The sequence below is a fragment of the Streptomyces sp. NPDC054866 genome (assembly GCF_053610745.1).
Genome location: NZ_JBSGZA010000005.1, coordinates 475,018 through 496,775, shown reverse-complemented (window position 1 = coordinate 496,775; position 21,758 = coordinate 475,018). Strand labels below are relative to the sequence as shown.

Genomic DNA, 21,758 nt, shown 5'->3' with positions numbered 1-21,758 from the left:
GGTCGACAAATCGGCCTACACCCCGCAAGTCCGTCCACAGTCGCGCACGTCACCCCTCGTCCACTCTTTTCCATTGATCAACTCTTTGGAGCGAACCATTTCCACTCGAAAGTGGGTGTGAGGGTGGTTTGGGACGGGAATCCTTCGTCGCGCATGCGGCTTTCGGAACGATCTCTTCCGGCATCCACAGATCTTTCGCACAGCCTGTGGATAACTTTTCGGCAGGGGATATTCCTGTGGACAACCGCGCTCCCAAGTCCCGCTCCTCGCAAGGGGATCGGGTCAATGGGGCGAGTCCCCTCTGCCCCATTTCGGGGAATGGCACCCTTTTCATTGACCCGGAAGCAGAGGGGCCGGAGCGAGATGCGGTGACTGCTCGAACGGCGCGCGGCAACCGACCGATGGCTGGCCGGTGGCTCATTTTCGTCGCGTTCTCGTCGAGTTCTCGTCGGGTTCCCGGCGAGCCTCTTTCGGGAATTCCCATTCCGGCAAATCGGTCATAACGCTACAGAGTGGATTATCGAGTCGAGAGCCGGAACCGCTCGACGGTAGCCTGGTGGGGTGATTGACCTTCGCCTGCTCCGTGAGGACCCCGACCGTGTTCGCGCCTCCCAGCGCGCCCGTGGAGAGGACGTCGCGCTCGTCGACGCCCTGCTCTCCGCCGACGAGCGGCGCAGGTCGTCCGGGCTCCGCTTCGACGAGCTCCGTTCCGAGCAGAAGGCGCTCGGCAAGCTCATCCCCAAGGCCTCGGGTGACGAGAAGGCCGAGCTCCTGAAGAAGGCCGGCGAGCTCTCCGCCGCCGTCAAGGCGGCCAACGCCGCCCAGGACGAGGCCGACGAGGAGACCAAGCGTCTCCTCGGCCAGCTGGGCAACCTCGTGCACCCGGACGTCCCGGTCGGCGGCGAGGAGGACTTCGTCGTCCTCGACACGATCGGCACCCCGCGCGACTTCGCGGCCGAGGGCTTCGAGCCCAAGGACCACCTGGAGCTCGGCGAGATGCTCGGCGCCATCGACGTCGAGCGCGGCGCGAAGGTCTCCGGCTCGCGCTTCTACTACCTCACGGGCGTCGGCGCGCTGCTCGAACTGGCCCTGGTGAACGCGGCGATCGCCCAGGCGACGGAAGCCGGGTTCATCCCGATGCTGACGCCCGCCCTGGTCCGACCGCGCGCCATGGAGGGCACGGGCTTCCTCGGCCAGGCCGCCGAGAACGTCTACCACCTGGAGAAGGACGACTACTACCTGGTCGGCACCTCCGAGGTCGCGCTCGCCGGTTACCACATGGACGAGATCATCGACGCCGACAAGCTGCCCCTGCGGTACGCGGGCTTCTCGCCCTGCTTCCGCCGCGAGGCCGGCACGTACGGCAAGGACACCCGCGGCATCTTCCGCGTGCACCAGTTCGACAAGGTCGAGATGTTCTCCTACGTCGACCCGGCGGACGCGGAGAACGAGCACAAGCGCCTCTTGGAGTGGGAGAAGCAGTGGCTGACCGGCCTCGGCCTGCCGTTCCAGGTGATCGACGTGGCCACGGGTGACCTGGGCTCTTCGGCGTCGCGGAAGTTCGACTGCGAGGCGTGGATCCCGACGCAGGGCAAGTACCGCGAGCTGACCTCCGCGTCGAACTGCGACACCTTCCAGTCGCGCCGTCTGTCGATCCGGATGCGCGACGAGAGCGACGGCAAGAAGGTGACGCAGCCGCTCGCGACGCTGAACGGCACGCTCTGCGCCGTCCCGCGCACGATCGTCGCCCTCCTGGAGAACCACCAGCAGGCCGACGGCTCCGTGTGGGTCCCCGAGGTACTGCGTCCGTACCTGGGGGGACGAGAGATCTTGGAGCCCATCAACAAGTGAGCCACCCTGCTCCCGCCACGCCGTCCTTCCCGTACAAACTCGTCGCGACCGATCTCGACGGAACGCTCCTGCGCTCCGACGACACGGTCTCGGCGCGTACGCGCGACGCGCTCACCGCGGCCACCGCGGCGGGCGCCGCGCACATCATCGTCACCGGTCGTGCCGTGCCCTGGACCCGGCACATCCTCGACGATCTGGGCTACGACGGCCTTGCGGTGTGCGGGCAGGGCGCGCAGGTCTACCACGCGGGCGAGCACCGGCTGCTGACGTCGGTCACGCTCGACCGGCAGCTGGCAGGCATCGCCCTCGCCAAGATAGAGGCGGAGATCGGCCCGCTGGCGCTCGCCGCGAGCCGTGACGGCCTCGACGGCGAGGTGATCGTGGGTCCTGGGTACGTGGTGCAGGACGGCCCGCTGCCCGCCGTCCCGTTCACCGATGTCGCCGAGCTGTGGGCGGCTCCGCTGAACAAGGTGTACGTCCAGCACCCGGGCCTGAGCGACGACGAGCTGGCCTCGGTGGCGCGTCAGGTGGCGGGTGGCTTGGTCGGCGTGACGATGGCCGGCGAAGGCATCGTCGAGTTGCTCCCCCTCGGCCTCTCCAAGGCGACGGGCCTGTCCCTCGCGGCCCGCCGTCTGGGCGCGAAGGCCGCGGACACCATCGCTTTCGGCGACATGCCCAACGACATCCCGATGTTCGGCTGGGCGGCCCATGGCGTGGCGATGGCCAACGCCCATGAGGAACTCAAGACGGTGGCCGACGAGGTGACGACGTCGAACGAGGACGACGGCATCGCGGCGGTGCTTGAGCGGCTCCTGGCCTGAGAGGCGCAGCCAACGCACTGATGCCGGGCACCGGAAGATTCGGTGCCCGGCATCAGTGCAACGGGTGAGCGGCCCGCGCAGCGAAGTGCGCGCTCGAAGCGGCCGCCCCGGGCAATCCCCCGTGGGCGGGGCTCTACGGAGTGAGTAACTACTCCGGAGCCTGCCGCGGGCTGCCCTGCTGGGAACTCGACGGACTGCTGATGGACACGTCGGCTCCTCTCCCAGTAAGCGGGCGCCAGGGTCGTGGCGCGGTGACACAACTACTGTGCCCGCGCCCCTGATTGCCCGCCACTGAATTAATCACTCCTCCCCGGCCAGCGTCAGCGACCGCAGTTTCTGCCCGGCGTACCAGGTGGCCAGGACCGTGACGCCGACAAGGAGCACCGTGGCGACCGGCAGTCCGACGTCCGAGGTGACCAGGTCGCCGCCCGCGGTCTTCTGGGCGACGGCGAGCGACCACTGCTGGACGCTGAGCGTGCGTGCCCCGGAGACCAGCGTCCCGAAGAGGGCCTCCCACACGAGGGCGTAGACGAGTCCGAAGACCACCGCGTGCCGGGTGATGGTGCCGAGCAGCAGGAAGAGCGCGGCGTACGCGATGGAGGCGACCAGGGCGGCGATGGTGTACGCCACGGCGATCTGCTGGCCGTTGCCGTTCAGGATCATGCCCGCGATGAAGGTCGGGATCGCGGAGAAGGCCATGGTCACGGCGATGGCGACGGTGAGCTTGGTGATGATGATCGTGGGCCGCTTGACCGGCTTGGAGAGGAGATAGACGACGGAGCCGTCGTCGATCTCCGGGCCGATGGCTCCGGTGCCCGCGATGACGCCGATGATCGGCACCATCGTGGCGAGCGCGAAGCCGCCGAGGAGGTCGGAGGCGACCTGGTCGTCGGCGCCGCTGAACGCGCGGACCGCGGCGGAGATGACGATCAGCAGGACGGGCAGGGTGAAGAGGATCAGCGCCCGGCGGCGGCCGAGCAGGGCCCGGTAGGTGAGCCGGGCGACAGTGGGGTCGTACACGATGCTCCCTTCAGGCCGCGACGAGGTAGGAGAAGACCGACTCGAGGGACTCGTCCGATGGCGAGACCGTGAGGAGCCGGATGTCGTGATCGCGGGCGATGCGTGGCAACAGGGCGGTGAAACGCCCGAAGTCGATGGCTTGGATGCGCAGGGCGCCTTCCTTGAGGTCGACTTCGATTCCTGCCGTCGACGGGTCTGCGATCAGGGCGGCGGCCAGGGCGCGGTCGTCGCTGGAACGCACCAGGTAGCGGTGCGGGCGGTCGGTCATCAGGCGGCGGATCTTGCGGAAGTCTCCGCTCGCCGCGTGCCTGCCGGCCACGATCACCTCGATGTGCGAGGCCAGTTGCTCGACCTCTTCGAGGATGTGCGAGGAGAAGAGGACCGTGCGGCCCTCGTCTCCCATGCGCCGCAGCAGGTCCATCAGCTGCATGCGCTGGCGGGGGTCCATGCCGTTGAACGGCTCGTCGAGCAGGAGCACGGACGGTTCGTGGACGAGGGCGGACGCCATCTTCACGCGCTGGCGCATGCCCTTGCTGTACGTCGAGATCTTGCGGTCCTGCGCGTACTCCATCTCGACCGTGGCGAGGGCCTTGTGCGCGGCCCGCTTGTCCAGGCCGTGCAACTCGGCGTTGGCGACGACGAATTCGCGTCCGGTGAGGAAGTCGTACATCGCCTCGCGCTCGGGGACGATGCCGATGTCCTTGTAGATCTTTTCGTTGCGCCAGATCGGCTTGGCGTCGAGGGTGACGCTGCCGGTGGAGGGGGCGAGGAAGCCGCCCATCATGTTGATGAGGGTGGACTTTCCCGCGCCGTTCGGACCGAGGAGGCCGGTGACGCCGGGGCCTACGTTCATCGTGATGTCGTTGACCGCCACCACGTTGCCGAACCAGCGGCTGGTGTGGTCGATGTTGATGGTGCTCACAGCCCGACCTTTCGGTAGCGGCGCATCATCGCGCCGTAGCAGCCCGCGATGAGGGCGAGGACGACGATCACGTAGACCACGCCCGTGCCGGACGAGGGGCCTTCCCCTCCGGGGAAGGCGGAGGTCGCGCCGAGGAAGGCGGTCTGTACACCGTCGATGAGCGTGATCGGCGAGAAGAGGCCGAGCCAGGCGATGGCGTCGGTGCTGCCCTGTTCGTAGGCGATGGCCTGGACCGTGGATACCGCTCCGTAGCTGATGGTCAGTACGGCGATGACGGCGGCGATCCCGAAGCCGCGGCGGGGTGTGATCGCGGAGATGACGAGGGCGATGCCGGAGAAGAGGAGCGAGAGCAGCGCCACGGAGACGAGCCCCTGGGCGAAGCCCTTGGTCTGGTCCGCGAAGTCGAGCTTGGCGAGCAGCGCCCCTACGTAGAGGACGAGCAGCGGCGCGGCCGCGAGGGCGAAGAGCGCGGAGGCCATCGCCGCGAACTTGGCGCGTACGTAGTCACTGTGCTCGATGGGGCGGGAGAAGTAGAGGGGGACGGTCTTGAAGCGTAGGTCGCGGGAGACCGTCTGGGGAGCCTGGGCGGCGAGGAAGAGACTGATGACGGCCTGCAGCACGATCGCGTAGCGGGTGTAGTCGAGGGGGAGGTCGTTCGCCTTGGTGGTCACGGCGACCGCCACCATGATCGCGGCGGGGACACACATCACCGCGAAGAGAATCATGGGGAGGACCTTGGACTTGGCCGAGCGGCCGAGTCCGTACGCCCCGCGCAGGCTCTGTGAGAAGAGCGAGCGGCGGGCGTAGGCACGGCCCAGGCGCGGGCCGTCGTAGTTGCGATAGCCGATGTTGTGGATCTGGGTCTGTTCACCGGCGTGTGCCGGGGGCTGCTCAACCGCCATGGCGGACCGCCTCCTTCCGCGCTTCCTTGTCGGACTGCTGAGGCTGTCCGGACGGCTCGGACTGTTCGGACTGTTCTGTCTGGAAGACCTCTGCGATGTGGTGCCTGCGCTGTTCCATCCGGACCAGGCCGAGGCCGAGGTCCGCGACGAGATCGCGGACCAGGTCGTACGTCTCGTCGCCGACCGCTTCGAGCAGCACGGTGTGCCCGGCGCCGGGCAGGCCGCTTCCCTCGTGGGTGGCGACCCCTCGGCCCTGCAGTGCCTCGCGGAACACCTTGGTGCCGTCGGGGTGTTCGTCGGTGTCCGTCACCTCGACGGCCAGCGTCGTGGTGGTCTGGGTGAAGTCGGTGGTGGAGCTGGACCGCAGGAGCTTGCCGCCGTCGATGACGACGACGTGGTCGCAGGTGCGCTCAAGCTCGCCGAGCAGGTGCGAGGTGACCAGGACGGAGATGCCAAAGTCCGTGTGGACGCGGCGGATGAGGCCGAGCATCTCGTCGCGGCCCACGGGGTCGAGGCCGTTGGTCGGTTCGTCGAGGAAGACCAGGTCCGGGTCGTGGACGAGGGCCTGCGCGAGTTTCACGCGCTGCTTCATGCCTGTCGAATAGCCCCCGATGGGGCGGTAGCGCTCCTCGTACAGACCGACGTGCCGCAGCGTGTCCGCGGTGCGCTCGCGGGCCGCCGTGGGCGGCAGCCCCGACATGCGCGCCATGTGGACGACGAACTCGGTGGCCGAGACGTCGGGCGGCAGGCAGTCGTGCTCGGGCATATAGCCGACGCGCTCACGGATCTGGCCGCCACTGGTGGCGACGTCGAGGCCGAGCACGGCGGCGGTGCCCTCCGTGGCGGGAGACAGACCCAGCAGGATCTTGATCAGTGTGGACTTGCCGGCTCCATTGGCTCCGACGAGTCCGGTTACACCGGGCCCGATATCCATGGAGAGCCGGTCAAGCGCGGTCACCCTCGGGAACCGCTTGCTCAGGCTTTCGGTCGCGATCACAGTCACATTTCGAAGGTAGTGGCGCAGACCACACCGAGCGTCAGACCAGGGTGCTGTCCTCGCCTCACTCTCGGGTATTACGGGCCCGTAAGGGTCGTCCTGAGGTCGCCCCCTGGGGGATGCCCCCGGCTTCACCCCGGAGTCAGGTCCGGCTCGTGCACAGCTATTGACGTAGCCGCTGAGCATTGTCACATTCATCAGTGTCAAGTTACGGACGCGTACTGCGATGGACCGGACACGCGTACAGCGATGACGGACACGGACGGACGGTGGCATGACCTCAGCAGTGGCAGGTGAACTCTCCGCGGAACTGCGGGGGTTCAGGGAAGTGCAGACCCTCGCGTATGAATGCGCGGAGGCGGTCGCGGCGCAGCTCAAGCCGGGCGCGACCGAGCGCGAGGCGGCTCGTATGCAGCGTGAGTGGCTGCGGGAGCGGGGTGTGCGGGACTGGTTCCACCTGCCCTTCGCCTGGTTCGGGGACCGCACGGCGTTCGTGAACTTCCGGATACCGCTGCAGTTCTTCCCCACCAACCGCCGCCTTGAGCCGGGGATGCCCTTCATCCTCGACATGGCCCCGGTCTACAAGGGATATACGGCGGACATCGGCTACTCGGGCTGCCTCGGCCTCAATCCCGTGCACGACAAGCTGCTCGCCGATCTGGAGGCGCACCGCGAGCTGCTCCTGCGCGAGGTGCGTGAGCGCCGCCCGTTGCGCGAGATCTATGAGGACGTGGACCGGCTCATGGTCCGCCAGGGCTATGCCAACCGCCATCGCGCGTATCCCTTCGGCGTCATCGCGCACAAGGTCGACCGGGTCAAGGAGCGCCGCCTGTCGCCGAACGTCTTCGGCTTCGGCACGCAGTCGCTCAAGGGCCTTGCCAGCGACGCGATCCATGGGCACCGGGACGGCTGGTCGCCGCTCTGGTCGCCGTACAAATTCTCCGACCACCCGCCCCGAAAGGGGCTCTGGGCGGTCGAACCGCACCTCGGATTCAGGGGTACGGGCGCGAAGTTCGAGGAGATCCTGGTCGTCACCGACTCCAAGGACCCCGAGCAGAGCGCGTTCTGGCTGGATGACGATCTGCCGCATGTGCGGCGTTGGGCTGAGGAGAGGGCCGCCGCATGACCACGGGAGGAATCACCAAAGGAATCGAGGGCGCGCGCGAGCGCTGGGTGCGTACGGGCGGGGTGGAGCTGTGCGTCGCCGAGCTGGGCGATCCGACACAGCCCACGGTGCTGCTCGTGCACGGTTATCCGGACTCCAAGGAGGTCTGGTCGGAGGTCGCAGGGCGTCTCGCCGACCGCTTCCACGTCGTGCTCTACGACGTGCGGGGCCATGGCAGGTCGACGGCTCCGCAGCCGTTGCGCGGCGGCTTCACCCTGGAGAAGCTGACCGATGACTTCGTCGCCGTCGCGGATGCGGTGAGCCCGGACAAGCCGGTGCATCTGGTCGGCCACGACTGGGGTTCGGTGCAGGCCTGGGAGTTCGTGACGGTCAAGCGCACCGAGGGGCGCATCGCGTCCTTCACGTCGATGTCGGGGCCCTCGCTCGACCACTTCGGGCACTGGATCAAGAAGCGGATGACCCGGCCCACACCGCGCAAGGTCGGCCAGCTCCTCGGCCAGGGCGCCAAGTCCTGGTACGTGTACATGCTGCACACCCCGGTGCTTCCCGAGCTCGCCTGGCGTGGCCCGCTCGGCAAGCGGTGGCCGAAGATCCTCGAGCGCGTGGAGAAGGTGCCTGCGGGCGACTATCCGACGTCGTCGCTGCCGTCGGACGCCGCGCATGGAGCGTGGCTCTACCGCGACAACGTCCGCGCGCGGATGCGCAGGCCCCGCGCCGATGCCTACGCGCACGCCCCCGTGCAGCTCATCACTCCGTCCGGCGACATCTTCCTGTCCGAGCGGCTCTACGACGAACTGGAGCTGTGGGCCCCGGAGTTGGTGCGCCGCAGCATTCCGGCCAAGCACTGGGTGCCCCGCACCCGTCCCGACCAACTGGCCGCGTGGATCACGGATTTCGTCACCACGAACGAGGACGGCGTGCCCGCCAACGACAGCGTGGCCACAGGGAAGCACGCCGATCGCTTCGGCGGTCAGCTGGTCCTGGTCACGGGCGCGGGCAGCGGCATCGGCCGGGCCACCGCCTTCGCGTTCGCCGAGGCGGGCGCACGCGTCGTGGCCGTCGACCGGGACGCGGAGAGCGCGGCGCGCACGGCGGAGATGTCCCGGCTGATCGGCGCCCCCGAGGCCTGGGGCGAGACGGTGGACGTCACCGACGAGCAGGCCATGGAGAAGCTCGCCGAGAAGGTCGCCAGGGAGTACGGCATCGTCGACGTCCTGGTGAACAACGCGGGGATCGGTATCTCCGGATCGTTCCTCGACACGAGCGCAGAGGACTGGAAGAAGGTCCTCGACGTCAATCTGTGGGGCGTGATCCACGGCTGCCGGCTCTTCGGCAAGCAGATGGCCGAGCGCGGCCAGGGCGGTCACATCGTCAACACCGCGTCCGCGGCGGCGTATCAGCCCTCCAAGGCCCTGCCCGCCTACAGCACCTCCAAGGCGGCGGTCCTGATGCTCAGCGAGTGCCTGCGCGCGGAGCTGGCCGGCCAGGGCATCGGGGTCTCCGCGATATGCCCGGGCTTCGTGAACACGAACATCACGGCGACCACGCACTTCACCGGCGTCGACGCCGAGGAGGAGAAGCGCCGCCAGAAGAAGACCTCACGTCTGTACGGCCTGCGGAACTACCCGCCGGAGAAGGTCGCCGACGCGATCCTGCGCGCGGTCGTCAAGAACCAGGCCGTCGTCCCGGTCACCCCGGAGGCCCGTGGCGCCCACCTCATGTCCCGCTTCACGCCCAAGGCCCTGCGTGCGATAGCCCGATTGGAGCCGCCGCTGTGAGCACGGAGAAAAGCACCGACACGAACACCGAGGAGCACTACGCGATCGTTCCGCGCCGGGTCTCGTTCGACTGGGAGCGGACCCCGCTGCACTGGGTACCGGACGAGCCCACCGCCACCCACGTGATCAACGTGCTGCATCTGCTTCTCCCCGCGGGGGAGCGGTGGTTCGTGAAGGTCTTCAAGGAAGGCCTGCCCCTGGTCACGGATTCGGTGCTGCTCAAGGACGTCAAAGGGTTCATGGGGCAGGAGGCGACGCACAGCGTGCAGCACGCGCACGTGCTCGATCACCTCGCGGCGCAGCGACTCGACACCGCCGCGTTCACCAAGTACGTCGACTTCCTCTTCGAGAAACTCCTCGGCGAGAAGCCGCCGTTGGGTGCTCCGATACCGACGCAGGAGTGGCTCCGCTTCCGCCTCGCGGTCGTCGCGGCGATCGAGCAGTTCACGGCGGTCCTGGGGAACTGGGTGCTGCACGCCGACGGCCTGGACCACGCGGATGCCGACGAGGTCATGCTCGACCTGCTGCGCTGGCACGGCGCGGAGGAGGTCGAGCACCGCTCGGTCGCCTTCGACATGTATCAGCACTGTGGTGGCGATGGCCTGCCCCGCTATGCCCGCCGCATCGCGGGCATGACGGTCACGGCGCCCGTGATGCTGTACCTGTGGGTCTGGGGCACCGCCTACCTGATGCGCCGCGACCCCCAGCTCGCGGGCCGCCTCCGCTACTCACTGGTCGAGCACAACAAGGCCGTCCGGAAGGGCCTGCTGCCCACGTGGCGGGAGCTCGGTGCGGCCATACCCCGCTATCTGCGGCGGTCGTACCATCCCTCGCAGGAAGGCTCGCTGCGCAAGGCCGTCGAATATCTGGCGGAGTCACCCGCGGCACGGGCCGCGGCCGCTGCGGTCGGCCGAGCGGCCATCGCCTAGCACGAGCGTTTACGGAGGCGGGGAGCGTGGACGAGCAGTCGGGCGCCGGGCAGGGGCCTGTGGGTCACCACGGCGCCGGGCAGGGACCAGTGGGTCACCACGGCGCCGGGCCCAGACCGGCGGAGTACCGCATCGAGGATCTGGCGCACCACAGCGGCGCCACGGTCCGCACGATCCGCGCATACCAGGACCGCGGTCTGCTCCCCCGGCCCGAGCGGCGCGGCCGGGCCAATGTGTACGGCGACACGCATCTGGCCCGGTTGAGACAGATCGCCGATCTGCTCGACAGGGGCTACACCCTGGCCTCCATCAAGGAGCTGCTCGAAGCCTGGGACGCGGGCCGGGGGCTCGGCGGCGTCCTGGGTCTCGCCGCCGAGGTCGGCGGCCCGTGGACGGACGAGAAGGCCGACCGGATGACGCGGGCGGAGCTGGACGCGGCGTTCGGCGGAGAGCCTGACGAGGCCGCGGTGGCCGACGCGATAGCGCTCGGCGTGCTAGAGCCCATGCCGGGAAGGGAAGACGAATTCCTGGTGCCGAGCCCTCAAGAGCTTGCGGTCGCCGTGGAGTTGCACGCCGCCGGTGTTCCGCTCTCCGCAATATCGGGCCACCTGCGGGAGTTGAGGGGGCAGGTCGAGCACATAGCCTCCCGTTTCCTGGAGTTCACCACCGAGCATGTCTTCGCGCGCTATCTCGGCCAGCACCCGCCGAGCGAGGCGGACGCGGCGGAGGCGGCCGCGCTCGTCCGGCGTCTGAGGCCGCTCGCCCAGCAGTCCGTCGATGCCGAACTGGCTCGCGCCATGCGACTGTTCGCGACCCGTCACCTCCAGCAGCACCTCGCCTCCGGGCAGCCACCCTCACGTGCGAACGACCCGCTTCCTGTGGCGCTTCCCGCTTCGACAATGCAGGCCGTGGAGAGCCTCGTTGGGCGGGAGAACGCTGCCGCGTTCGTGGCGGCGGCTGCTGAACGGGAGGTCCAGGCCAGGACATTGGACGCACTTGCGGCAAGTCGACACAATCACGAACCTGTTGACCAAAAGGCCTAAATGGCTTGGGTGTTGTCCACAGAATCGCCAATTCCCCTGTGGATAACTGGACTTGGCTGTGGATCAAACCTGTGGACGAAAAGTGACGGATGAAAAGTCGGTGGACGAAAATCAAGTGCGAGGAGAACGCTTCGGAGCGAGGCTGAACGGATGAATAGAGAAGCCCCCTCCGACGACCCGGCGGGCGAGCGCCGCACCGTGAAGGTGTCGAAATACCTGTCCAAGCACCTGCGTCATCAGCCGGAAAGAATCGGGCTCACGCTCGACGAGAGCGGCTGGGTGGAGATCGACGCCCTCATCGCGGCAGCGGATGCGCACGGTTTCCGCTTCACCCGCGCCGAGCTGGAGCATGTGGTGGCCGTGAACGACAAACAGCGCTTCGCCGTGGCGGACGGCCGGATCCGCGCCAGTCAGGGGCACTCCGTCGACGTCGACCTCGATCTGCCCCCGGCGACCCCGCCCGCGTACCTCTTCCACGGCACGGTGGCCCGCAGTATCGCCGCGATCCGCGTCGAGGGCCTGCGGCCCATGAACCGCCATGCCGTGCATCTCTCGCCCGACCGCGAGACCGCCACCCGCGTCGGCGCCCGTCGCGGCCGGCCCGTCGTGCTCTCCGTCGACGCGGGCGCGATGCACCGCGACGGCCATGTCTTCCAGGTCAGCGCCAACGGCGTCTGGCTCACCGCCGCCGTGCCCCCTGCCTACATCCGCTTCCCGGCCCGGCACTGACCCGGCAGGGGCGAGATGCGGGGGCGAGCTGCGGGGGGCGCAAGTTCTCGGGGCATACGCTCGGATACATGAGTTTGCGTCTGAGCACCGTGATCCTGCCCGTCCGCCGCTGGCACGAAGGCGGCAAGGAGCGCTGGCAGCGGGCCGAGGAGCTGGGCTTCCACACCGCGTACACCTATGACCACCTCTCCTGGCGGACCTTCCGGGACGGGCCCTGGTTCGGCGCGGTGCCGACCCTGACCGCCGCCGCGGCCGCCACCGACCGGCTGCGCCTGGGCACCCTGGTCACCTCGCCGAACTTCCGGCACCCGGTGACCCTCGCCAAGGACCTGATCACGCTGGACGACGTGTCCGACGGCCGGATCACCCTCGGCATCGGCGCGGGCGGCAACGGCTTCGACGCCACCGCACTGCTCAAGGCCGGCGAGGAGCCCTGGACCCCGCGCGAACGGGCCGACCACTTCGGCGAGTTCCTGCCGCTGCTCGACCGTCTTCTTACTGAAGACGTCGTTTCGTACGAGGGCGAGTACTACTCGGCCTCCGAGGTGCGGAACATTCCGGGCTGTGTCCAGCGCCCCCGGCTGCCCTTCGCGGTCGCCGCGACCGGGCCGCGCGGCCTGAAGCTCGCCGCGCGCCACGGTCAGGCGTGGGTGACCACGGGCGACCCGAAGCTCTTCGAGAACGGCACCCCGGAGCAGTCACTTCAAGCCATCCGCGGACAGGCCGAGAAGCTGGCCACGGCATGTGACGCGATCGGCCGCGACGTCGCCGAGCTCGACAAGATCCTGCTCACCGGCTTCACCCCCGACCGCCCCCTGGACTCCTTCGACGCCTTCGTCGACTTCGCGGGCAACCACGCTGAGCTGGGCTTCAACGAGATCGTTCTGCACTGGCCGCTGCCGGGAACGGATTTCGCCGCCGACGAGAAGGTCTTCGAGCGGATCGCCACGGAGGCTCTGGTGCAGCTGGGAGGCAGCACAACAGAGGCATAAACGCACTCAGATGTGCGCCCCAGCGCACGCCCGTGCAGCCATGTGCGGGACAATCGATGGCGTGACCTCAGCTACCCCACGGCCCAAGACCCCGGCCGCCTCCGCCCTCCACCGGCCCAAGGCCCGGCTGATCGCCACGGACCTGGACGGCACCCTTCTGCGTGACGACAAGTCCGTGTCGGACCGCACCGTCGCCGCGCTCGCCGCCGCCGAGCGGGCCGGGATCGAGGTCTTCTTCGTGACCGGCCGCCCGGCCCGCTGGATGGACGTCGTCAGCGCTCACGTGCACGGCCACGGCCTCGCCATCTGCGGCAACGGCGCCGCCGTGGTCGACCTGCACGACGGATCGGGCGGCCATCGCTTCGTGAAGGTGCGGGAGCTGCGGAGCGAGGACGCGCTCGACGTCGTCCGCCTGCTGCGCGCGGCGGCCCCGGGCACGTCCTTCGCGGTCGAGCGGACCGGCGGACTGCACCACGAACCGACGTACCCGCCCCTGCACCTGGAGCCCGGCGAGAGCATCGCCCCCGCGGAGAAGCTTCTCGCCGAGGACTCCGAGAACGCGACCCAGCCCATCCTGAAGGTCCTCGCCTTCCACCCCGAGATCGCGCCCGACGACTTCCTGGCCGTGGCCCGCGAGGCCGTACGCGGCCAGGTGGAGATCACCCGCTCCAGCCCGAGCGCCCTGCTCGAGATCAGCGGCCCGGGGGTCTCCAAGGCCAGCACCCTGGAGCTGTGCTGCGCCGAGCGCGGCATCGCACCCGCGGAGGTAGTCGCCTTCGGAGACATGCCGAACGACATCGAGATGCTCACCTGGGCGGGCACGTCGTACGCGATGGGCAACGCGCACCCGGACGTGCTCGCCGCCGCCTCGGGACACACGGTCGCCAACAACGAGGACGGCGTCGCGATCGTCATCGAGCGGATCCTGGACGAGCAGCGGGACTGACGGCAGGGCAAGCGGCAGAAACGAGGAGCCGGGCCGCCCCGCTAGAGCCGCACTCCCCGCTCGTCCAGCCACTCGCCGGGGTCCACACCGGACCCCAGATGCGGCGTGAGCCGCACCTCGAAGTGCAGGTGCGGCCCAGTCGAGTTGCCGGTGGTGCCCGCCTGCCCGACCCACTGCCCGGGGTCTACCCGTTCGCCCTGGTCGACGGTGACGGCGGCCAGGTGCGCGTACTGCGTGTAGTAGCCGCCCTCGTGCTCCACCACGACCTCGATGCCGAAGCCGCCCCCGCACGACACGGACACCACACGCCCCGCGCCGACCGCCCGCACCGGCGCCCCGATGCCGACCGCGAAGTCCTGCCCGGTGTGCCGGTGCGACCAGCGGCCACCGGCGCTGTCGAAACCCGCCGACAGTTCGTACGTCTCCACGGGCGTCGTCCACGCGCGCGTGGAGTCCATTTCCGGCTGATCCAGGCGTACGGCGCCTCTGCACTGCCCGGCGGCGACCGACCGGTCGGCCTCGCCCTGCAAGGTCCACTGCGCCGATTCCAGCTTGCTCTCGATCCCCTGCTTCAGCTCCGCGAGGTGGTCGTGACGACGGTCCAGGGTGCGTCTGGCACGGTCCGCGGCGCGCTTGGCGTCCGCGAGCCTGGCGGCGGCCCGCTGGGTCTTGCCCACGGTGTGGGTGACGGCGAGATCCGCCTGACCCATCAGCCGCTGACCACGCATCAGCTCTTCGGGGCTCTCGGCGAGCAGGAGTTGGGCGGTCCGGGAAAGGCCACCGCCGCTGCGGTACTGGGCGCTGGCCATCCGGCCGAGGTCCGCGTGCAGCACGTCGACCGCGTGCCGCTTCTTCGTAAGGAGTCGGTCCAGTTTCCGGACCTTCGCGCGCTGCACCTCGGCCGCTTGTCGGCCCTCTTCGTAGCGCGCGGTCGCCGCGGAAGCCTCCTCGTAGAGGCGTGCCACTTCAGCGCTCGCGCCCGGCCCGTCGCCCGACCCGTCTCCCGATCTGTCGCCCGATCTGTCTCCCGCTCCGTCGCCCCGCGCCTCGGAGGCGTCGGCGGGCACGGGGCACAGGAGCGCGATCAGCAGTACCGTCACGGCGACGAGCGGGTGGCGGGTACGGCGGTGGCTCAAGCGCATGTCAGGGATCGTTGCCGCGCCGCCGTCACCGGGTCCTGCCCGACTCGTACACCCGGGGCACCCGGTGCCCCGAACAGCCCACTTCCGTACGGCCGAACAGGGCCCCGCCGTGCCGGACGGCGGCGGCCCCTACTAGTAGGGCGCCACTAGTACGGCGCCTGCCACACCACCGCCGTACCGCCCCCGTCCTCCCCGATGCCGGGCCCGTACCAACTGTCCCCACCGAGCGACTCCGCACGCCTCTTGAGGTTCTTCAGGCCGCTGCGCCGGCCGCCCTCCGCGATGCCGACGCCGTCGTCCGAGACCGTCAGGCGTACGCCCTGCTGACCATCGGGCAGGATCACCGTCGCGTCGACGACGACATCGATGCGGTCGGCCCGCGCATGCCGGAACGCGTTGGACAGCGCCTCGCGCAGGGCCGCGATGAGGTTCTTGCCGGTGAGCTCGCCGACCACCGTGTCGACAGGGCCCACGAAGTGGTGCGAGGGCTTGAAGCCGAGCGGCACGGCGGCCATGTTGATCTCGCGAAGGACCCGCGTACGCAGCCCGGAAGGAGCCTCGGCCGGTCCCTGCTGCAAGGCGAAGATCGCCGTACGGATCTCCTGGATCGTCACGTCGAGTTCGTCGACGGCCTTGCCCACCCCCGTCTGCACCTCGGGCACGACGGACCGGCGCTGGGCGCTCTCCAGCATCATCCCGGTGGCGAACAGGCGCTGGATCACGAGGTCGTGGAGGTCCCGCGCGATCCGGTCGCGGTCCTCGTACACCGCGAGCCGTTCACGGTCGCGCTGCGCCTCGGCCATCATCAGCGCGAGGGCGGCCTGCGAGGCGAACTGGGTGGCGAGGGTCCGCTCGGTCTCGCTGAACGGCCGAGCGCCACGCGCGCGTGGCGTGACGAGCGTCCCCATGACGCGGCCGTCGCTCTGCAACGGCAGCATCATGACGGGGCCGTAGCCGCGGGCGAGGTCGGTCATGACGCGCGGGTCCGTGGCCGCGTCGTCGAGGAACACGGAGTCACCGGCGAGCAGATCGGTGATGATCCGGCTCTCCGGGGGGACGACCACGCCGAGAATGCCGGAGGGTTCGTCCGAGGAGACGGCGACGATCTCCATGCCGCCCTCGTCGTCGGGCAGGAGCACGATCCCCGCGGCCGAGTCGGCGAGATGGCGGGCCTGTTCGGCGACGACGGCGAGCGCCTCCTCCGCGTCGCTCCCCGAGAGCAGCGCCGTGGTGACCGCCACGGATCCGTCGATCCAGCGCTCGCGCTGCATGGCGGCTTCGTAGAGGCGGGCGTTGCCGATGGCGATGCCCGCCTCCGTCGCGAGCACACGGACCATGTGTACGTCGTACTCGTTGAAGTCGGCGCCGTTCCGCTTCTCGGTCAGGTAGAGGTTGCCGAAGATCTCGCCCTGGACGCGGATGGGGACGCCGAGGAAGGTCCGCATGGGCGGGTGGTGGGCCGGGAAGCCGCATGAGCGCGGGTCGGTCGAGAGGTCGGCGAGGCGCAGGGTCTCCGGCTGGTGGATGAGGGCGCCGAGCAGCCCCTTGTGTCCGTCGGGCAGGTGCCCGATGCGCTCGGCGGTCTTCTCGTCGATGCCGGTGTAGACGAAGTCGGAGAGCCCCTTGCCGTCTTCGGAGACGACGCCGATCGCGGCGTAGTGCGCGTCCGCGAGCTCGGCCGCCGTCTCGCAGATGCGGTCGAGCGTGGTGTGCAGTTCGAGCCCGGCGCCCACGGAGCGCATCGCCTCCAGGAGCTGCGGCACGCGCGCGGTGAGCTCGGGGGAGAGCCCATGGAGGCCGCGGGTCGCCTTCTTCGCCGCCTCGACCGGGTCCGATGTGCCGTCGGGTTGCTCAGAAGCGGCGGAGGCCGAGGGGGCTGACATGCCTTTGAGAGTAGTTAGTCCTATTTGGCGAGGAAAGTCGGGGCCTGAGCCCAGCCGGCGGGAAACCACACACGCCTACCCGGCGGCCGTCACAAGGAGGTCCGCCGCCCGCTCCCGTTCCAGCATGCGCCGCAGCGGCCCGTCCACCACCACGAGGTCCGCGTACGCACCGCGCTGCACCACCCGGCCGGCGTCCAGGACGATCACCTCGTCCACCGCGTCGAGCCCGGCGAGCCGGTGCGTGATGAGCAGCGTCGTACGGCCTTCGGTGGCGGCAAGGAGGTCGTCGGTGAGGGCGTCGGCGGTCGGCAGGTCGAGGTGTTCGGCCGGTTCGTCAAGGACGAGTACGGGGAAGTCGGCGAGCAGCGCGCGGGCCAGGGCGATGCGCTGCCGCTGGCCTCCGGAGAGCCGGGCCCCGTGCTCGCCGACCAGGGTGTCGAGCCCTTCGGGGAGCGAGTCGGTCCACTCCCGCAGCCGGGCCCACGCGAGGGCGCCGCGCAGCTCGTCGTCACTGGCGCCCTTGCGCGCGATGAGCAGGTTCTCGCGTACGGAGCTGTCGAAGATGTGCGCGTCCTGCGCGCAGAGCCCGACGAGTTCGCGCACGGTGTCGCCGTCCAGGGTGGCCGCGTCCGTGCCACCGAGGCTGTACGTTCCTTCGCTCGTCCCCAGGAAGCGCAGCAGCACCTGCGCGAGCGTCGTCTTGCCGGAACCCGAAGCCCCGACCACCGCGATGCGCCGACCGCGCTCCAGCGTCAGGCCGACGCCCGCGAGCGCGTCCCGGTCCTGGCCCTCGTACCGGGCGTGCAGCCCCTCGACACGGAGCGGGAAGGGCGTCTGCGGGCGCTGTGCGGGGACAGCGGGCTCGGGTACGGGTTCGGGGGCGTCGAGGACCTCGTAGACCCGTTCGGCGCTCTTCCTGACGCGCTGGCGGTACTGCACGGCGAGGGGAAGACCGAGGACCGCCTCGAAAGCGGCGAGCGGAGTCAGGACGACGACGGCGAGCGCGACGCCGCTGAGCCGCCCGTCGTGCACCGCCGGTACGCCGACGAGAGCGGCGGCGGCCACGGTCAGACCGGTGGCGAGCGCGCCGAGCCCGTCGCCGAGCGCCGTGGCCGTGGCGGTCCTGGACGCGATGCGGGTCAGCTCGGCATCGGCTTCCTTCGCCTTGGCCGTACGCCGGGTCAGCGCGCCCGCGACCGTCAACTCGGCGGTGCCGGTGAGCAGATCGGCCACGCGGGTGGCCAGCACCCCGCGCGCGGGGGCGAGCTTGCGCTCCGCCCGGCGGGCGACGGCTCCGGAGAGCAGCGGCACGCCCACCCCGGCGATGAGCAGGCCGACGGCGAGGACCGCGCCGGCCTCGGGCAGCAGCCAGGCGGTGAAGCCGACGGCTCCGGCGCCCACGACAGCGGCGGCCGACGCGGGCAGGAGCCAGCGCAGCCAGTAGTCCTGCAAGGCGTCCACGTCGGCGACCAGACGGGAGAGGAGATCCCCGCGGCGGGTCTTCCCGAGCCCGGCAGGGGCGAGGCGCTCAAGGCGGCGGTATACGGCGACGCGGGTGTCGGCCAGCATGCGCAGGACGGCGTCGTGCGAGACGAGGCGCTCCGCGTAACGGAAGACGGCACGGCCCATGCCGAAGGCGCGGGTGGCCGTCACGGCGATCATCAGGTACATCACCGGCGGCTGCTCGGACGCCCGGCTGATCAGCCACCCCGAGGTCGCCATCAGCCCTACGGAGCTGCCGATCGCGAGGGCGCCCAGCAGCAGCGCGAGCGCGAGCTTGCCCTTGCGCGCCTGCGCGGCACCCCGCACCCGGGCCAGCACGTCGCCCTTCGGCTGGGGCATCTCGTACCCCTCCTCGCGATCACCCGGCACGATCGGGCCGCCGAGGGAGAGGGAATCATCGGCGACGGCACGCGTCCCCGGCACCTTGACGGCGGGCCCACGGAGCCGGGCTTCGTCGACCGGGGCCTCCAGCCGTACGACCCTGTCGGCGACTCCGAGCAGCGCCGGCCGATGCACCACCAGCAGCACGGTCCGCCCCACGGCCAGCCGCCGAACCGCCTCGACGACGCCCTCCTCGGTCTCCCCGTCCAGAGCCGCGGTCGGCTCGTCGAGGAGGACCACAGGCCGGTCGGCCAGGAACGCCCGCGCCAGAGCGAGCCGCTGCCGCTGCCCGGCCGAAAGCCCCGCCCCGTCCTCCCCGAGCGGCGTCTCCACCCCACCCGGCAGCGCGGCAACGAACTCCCAGGCCCCCGCCGCCTCCAACGCATCGCGCACGGAAGCGTCGTCCGCGTCCGGCCGCGCAAGGCGTACGTTCTCCGCGATGGACCCGGCGTACAGGTGCGGCCGCTGCGGGACCCAGGCGATCCGCTCCCGCCACCGCTCCGGCGCGACCTCGGCCAGGTCGACGCCCCCGACGCGCACCCGCCCCTCGGCAGGCTCGACGAACCCGAGGATCACGTCGAGCAGCGTCGACTTGCCCACGCCGCTCGGCCCGACCAGAGCCACGGTCTCGCCGGGCTCCACCGCGAACGAGACCCCGGAGACCGCGTCCGAAGACCGGCCCGGATACCGGACCGTCACGCCCTCCACGCTCAACGTCCCCGAAGGCGCCGGCGCGTCCCCGGCGGCCCGCACCGGAGCCTCCAGGACCTCGAAGATCTCCTCGGCGGCGGAGAGCCCCTCCGCCGCCGCGTGGTACTGCGCACCGACCTGACGCAGCGGCAGATAGGCCTCGGGCGCCAGGATCAGGATCACCAGCCCCACGTACAGATCCATGTCGCCGTGGACGAGCCGCATCCCGATCGTCACCGCGACCAGCGCCACGGACAGCGTCGCGAGAAGTTCGAGCGCGAACGACGACAGGAAAGCGATGCGCAGCGTACGCATCGTCGCCTGCCGGTACTCGCCCGTGATCTGCCGGATCGACTCAGCCTGCGCCTTCGCGCGCCCGAACACCTTCAGGGTCGGCAGCCCCGCCACCACGTCCAGGAAGTGCCCCGACAGACGGGACAGGAGCCGCCACTGACGGTCCATCCGGTTCTGGGTCGCCATACCGATCAGGATCATGAAGATCGGGATCAGCGGCAGCGTCACGACGATGATCGCCGCCGACACCCAGTCCTCGGTGACGATCCTCGCGAGCACCGCCACCGGAACCACCACCGCGAGCCCCAACTGCGGCAGATAGCGCGAGAAGTAGTCGTCGAGCGCGTCCACGCCCCGCGTGGCCAGCGAGACCAGCGACCCCGTCCGCTGGCCGCTCAGCCAGCCCGGACCCAACTGCCCCGCCCGGTCGAGCAGTCGCCCCCGCAGCTCCGACTTCACCGCCGCGCTCGCCCGGTGGGCGGCGAGCTCGGTCAGCCAGGCGACCAGCGCCCGCCCCGCCGCGACCACCACGAGCAGGACGAACGGCGTCCCCAGATCACCGAGGGCGAGCCCCTTCTGGAAGGCACCGACCACGATCTCGGCGATGAGCATCGCCTGAGCGACGACCAGGCCCGCCCCGGCGACGCCGAGGACCACCACCGCGGCCAGGAAGAACCGGGTGGCACGGGCGTACCGCAGCAGACGCGGGTCGATTGGTTTCACGTGAAACACACCCTCCGAGGGACCGGAAGAAGACAGCCGATGGGCTCAGGGACCAACACGCGAGGACTCAGTGCGCCGCATCCGCGATGTGCTGCGTACCGATCCGCTTGCGGAACACCCAGTAGGTCCACGACTGGTAGAGCAGCACGATCGGCGTGGCGATGCCCGCGCACCAGGTCATGATCTTCAGGGTGTAGGGGCTCGACGAGGCGTTGGTGACCGTGAGGTTCCACTCGTCGTTCAGCGACGACGGCATGACGTTCGGGAAGAGCGTCAGGAAGAGCATCGCAACGGCGGCCGCGATCGTGATGCCCGACAGCGCGAACGACCAGCCCTCGCGCCCCATTTTGATCGCCCCGATGGCGCCGACCAGCGCGACCACGGCCACGGCCATCGCGACCAGGCTCTTGCCGTCGCCGTTGTCCGCCTGCGTCCAGATCAGGAACCCGAGCGCCAGCACAGCGGACACCAGGCCGAGCCCGAGCGCCAGCTTCCGCGCCCGCACCCGGATGTCGCCCACCGTCTTGAGCGAGGCGAAGACCGCGCCATGGAAGGTGAACAGCGCCAGCGTGACCAGGCCACCCAGGATCGCGTACGGGTTCAGCAGGTCCCAGAAGTCGCCCACGTACTCCTTGTGGGCGTCGATCTTCACGCCGCGCGTGATGTTGGCGAAGGCCACGCCCCACATCACGGCCGGGATCAGCGAGGTCCAGAAGATGGCCTGCTCCCAGTTGCGCTGCCAGTTCTCCTCGGGCCGCTTCGCCCGGTACTCGAAGGCGACACCGCGCACGATCAGGCAGAGCAGGATGATCAGGAGGGGCAGATAGAAGCCCGAGAAGAGCGTCGCGTACCACTCGGGGAAGGCGGCGAAGGTCGCGCCGCCCGCCGTGAGCAGCCACACCTCGTTGCCGTCCCAGACGGGACCGATGGTGTTGATGAGCACCCGCTTCTCGGTCCTGTCACGGGCGAGCAGCTTGGTGAGGATGCCGATCCCGAAGTCGAAACCCTCCAGGAAGAAGTAGCCGATCCACAGAACTGCGATCAGCACGAACCAGACGTCGTGAAGTTCCATGTCGATCAACTCCC

At 69.8% G+C, this 21,758-nt stretch carries 17 protein-coding genes; 9 read left to right on the top strand and 8 right to left on the bottom strand.

Features of this window, described 5'->3' with window-relative positions:
- Positions 1-561: 561 nt before the first annotated feature.
- Together serS and ACWGI2_RS27185 are read left to right on the top strand one after the other, a co-directional pair.
- On the top strand, positions 562-1,851 hold the full coding sequence (gene serS, locus ACWGI2_RS27190) for a serine--tRNA ligase (RefSeq protein WP_344525121.1): 1,290 nt from the start codon (positions 562-564) through the stop codon (positions 1,849-1,851).
- The gene (locus tag ACWGI2_RS27185; RefSeq protein WP_453396683.1) at positions 1,848-2,672 is read left to right on the top strand and encodes an HAD family hydrolase; all 825 of its coding nucleotides are present in this window, start codon (positions 1,848-1,850) and stop codon (positions 2,670-2,672) included. The genes serS and ACWGI2_RS27185 overlap by 4 nt, the downstream gene beginning before the upstream one ends.
- 300 nt (positions 2,673-2,972) lie before the next feature.
- Here ACWGI2_RS27185 and ACWGI2_RS27180 read toward each other — a convergent pair whose 3' ends face one another.
- The 4 genes from ACWGI2_RS27180 to ACWGI2_RS27165 are packed head-to-tail and all read right to left on the bottom strand — an operon-like array spanning position 2,973 to position 6,513.
- Positions 2,973-3,692, bottom strand: a complete 720-nt coding sequence (locus ACWGI2_RS27180) for an ABC transporter permease (protein ID WP_453396684.1) — start codon at positions 3,690-3,692, stop codon at positions 2,973-2,975.
- Positions 3,693-3,702: 10 nt separating this feature from the next.
- Positions 3,703-4,614 (bottom strand): ABC transporter ATP-binding protein, encoded by a 912-nt coding sequence (locus ACWGI2_RS27175; protein WP_453698128.1) that lies wholly within the window; start codon positions 4,612-4,614, stop codon positions 3,703-3,705.
- On the bottom strand, positions 4,611-5,516 hold the full coding sequence (locus ACWGI2_RS27170) for an ABC transporter permease (protein ID WP_453698127.1): 906 nt from the start codon (positions 5,514-5,516) through the stop codon (positions 4,611-4,613). Before ACWGI2_RS27170 ends, ACWGI2_RS27175 begins: the two co-directional genes overlap by 4 nt.
- A complete protein-coding gene (locus ACWGI2_RS27165) occupies positions 5,506-6,513 on the bottom strand; it encodes an ABC transporter ATP-binding protein (RefSeq protein ID WP_453698306.1) in 1,008 nt (335 codons plus the stop codon). The genes ACWGI2_RS27170 and ACWGI2_RS27165 overlap by 11 nt, the downstream gene beginning before the upstream one ends.
- 274 nt (positions 6,514-6,787) lie before the next feature.
- Between ACWGI2_RS27165 and ACWGI2_RS27160 the strand changes: the two genes are divergently transcribed.
- The 7 genes from ACWGI2_RS27160 to ACWGI2_RS27130 all read left to right on the top strand — a co-directional run bounded on the left by ACWGI2_RS27160 (position 6,788) and on the right by ACWGI2_RS27130 (position 14,056).
- A complete protein-coding gene (locus ACWGI2_RS27160; RefSeq protein ID WP_453698125.1) occupies positions 6,788-7,639 on the top strand; it encodes a M24 family metallopeptidase in 852 nt (283 codons plus the stop codon).
- Positions 7,636-9,417, top strand: a complete 1,782-nt coding sequence (locus ACWGI2_RS27155) for an SDR family oxidoreductase (protein WP_453698124.1) — start codon at positions 7,636-7,638, stop codon at positions 9,415-9,417. Before ACWGI2_RS27160 ends, ACWGI2_RS27155 begins: the two co-directional genes overlap by 4 nt.
- Positions 9,414-10,346: a metal-dependent hydrolase gene (locus ACWGI2_RS27150; RefSeq protein ID WP_453698122.1), complete on the top strand. Its 933-nt coding sequence runs from the start codon at positions 9,414-9,416 to the stop codon at positions 10,344-10,346. Before ACWGI2_RS27155 ends, ACWGI2_RS27150 begins: the two co-directional genes overlap by 4 nt.
- An 89-nt stretch (positions 10,347-10,435) precedes the next feature.
- Positions 10,436-11,389 (top strand): MerR family transcriptional regulator, encoded by a 954-nt coding sequence (locus ACWGI2_RS27145; RefSeq protein ID WP_453698304.1) that lies wholly within the window; start codon positions 10,436-10,438, stop codon positions 11,387-11,389.
- A gap of 150 nt (positions 11,390-11,539) precedes the next feature.
- Entirely contained in the window at positions 11,540-12,118 is a 579-nt protein-coding gene (locus tag ACWGI2_RS27140) for an RNA 2'-phosphotransferase (RefSeq protein ID WP_453698120.1), read from the top strand.
- 68 nt (positions 12,119-12,186) lie between these two features.
- Entirely contained in the window at positions 12,187-13,110 is a 924-nt protein-coding gene (locus ACWGI2_RS27135; protein ID WP_453698119.1) for an LLM class flavin-dependent oxidoreductase, read from the top strand.
- Between the two features lie 61 nt (positions 13,111-13,171).
- Positions 13,172-14,056 (top strand): Cof-type HAD-IIB family hydrolase, encoded by an 885-nt coding sequence (locus tag ACWGI2_RS27130; protein ID WP_453698117.1) that lies wholly within the window; start codon positions 13,172-13,174, stop codon positions 14,054-14,056.
- Positions 14,057-14,097: 41 nt separating this feature from the next.
- On the opposite strand, the gene ACWGI2_RS27125 is transcribed toward ACWGI2_RS27130, so the two are convergent.
- From ACWGI2_RS27125 to cydB, 4 genes are all read right to left on the bottom strand, one after another.
- Positions 14,098-15,198, bottom strand: coding sequence for a murein hydrolase activator EnvC family protein (locus tag ACWGI2_RS27125; RefSeq protein WP_453698116.1), 1,101 nt, complete (start codon positions 15,196-15,198; stop codon positions 14,098-14,100).
- Between the two features lie 146 nt (positions 15,199-15,344).
- On the bottom strand, positions 15,345-17,081 hold the full coding sequence (locus ACWGI2_RS27120) for a sensor histidine kinase (protein ID WP_453698114.1): 1,737 nt from the start codon (positions 17,079-17,081) through the stop codon (positions 15,345-15,347).
- A 75-nt stretch (positions 17,082-17,156) separates the two neighbouring features.
- A complete protein-coding gene (cydD, locus tag ACWGI2_RS27115; RefSeq protein WP_453698112.1) occupies positions 17,157-20,672 on the bottom strand; it encodes a thiol reductant ABC exporter subunit CydD in 3,516 nt (1,171 codons plus the stop codon).
- 67 nt (positions 20,673-20,739) lie between these two features.
- Positions 20,740-21,744, bottom strand: coding sequence for a cytochrome d ubiquinol oxidase subunit II (cydB, locus tag ACWGI2_RS27110; RefSeq protein ID WP_453396695.1), 1,005 nt, complete (start codon positions 21,742-21,744; stop codon positions 20,740-20,742).
- Between the last annotated feature and the right edge of the window lie 14 nt (positions 21,745-21,758).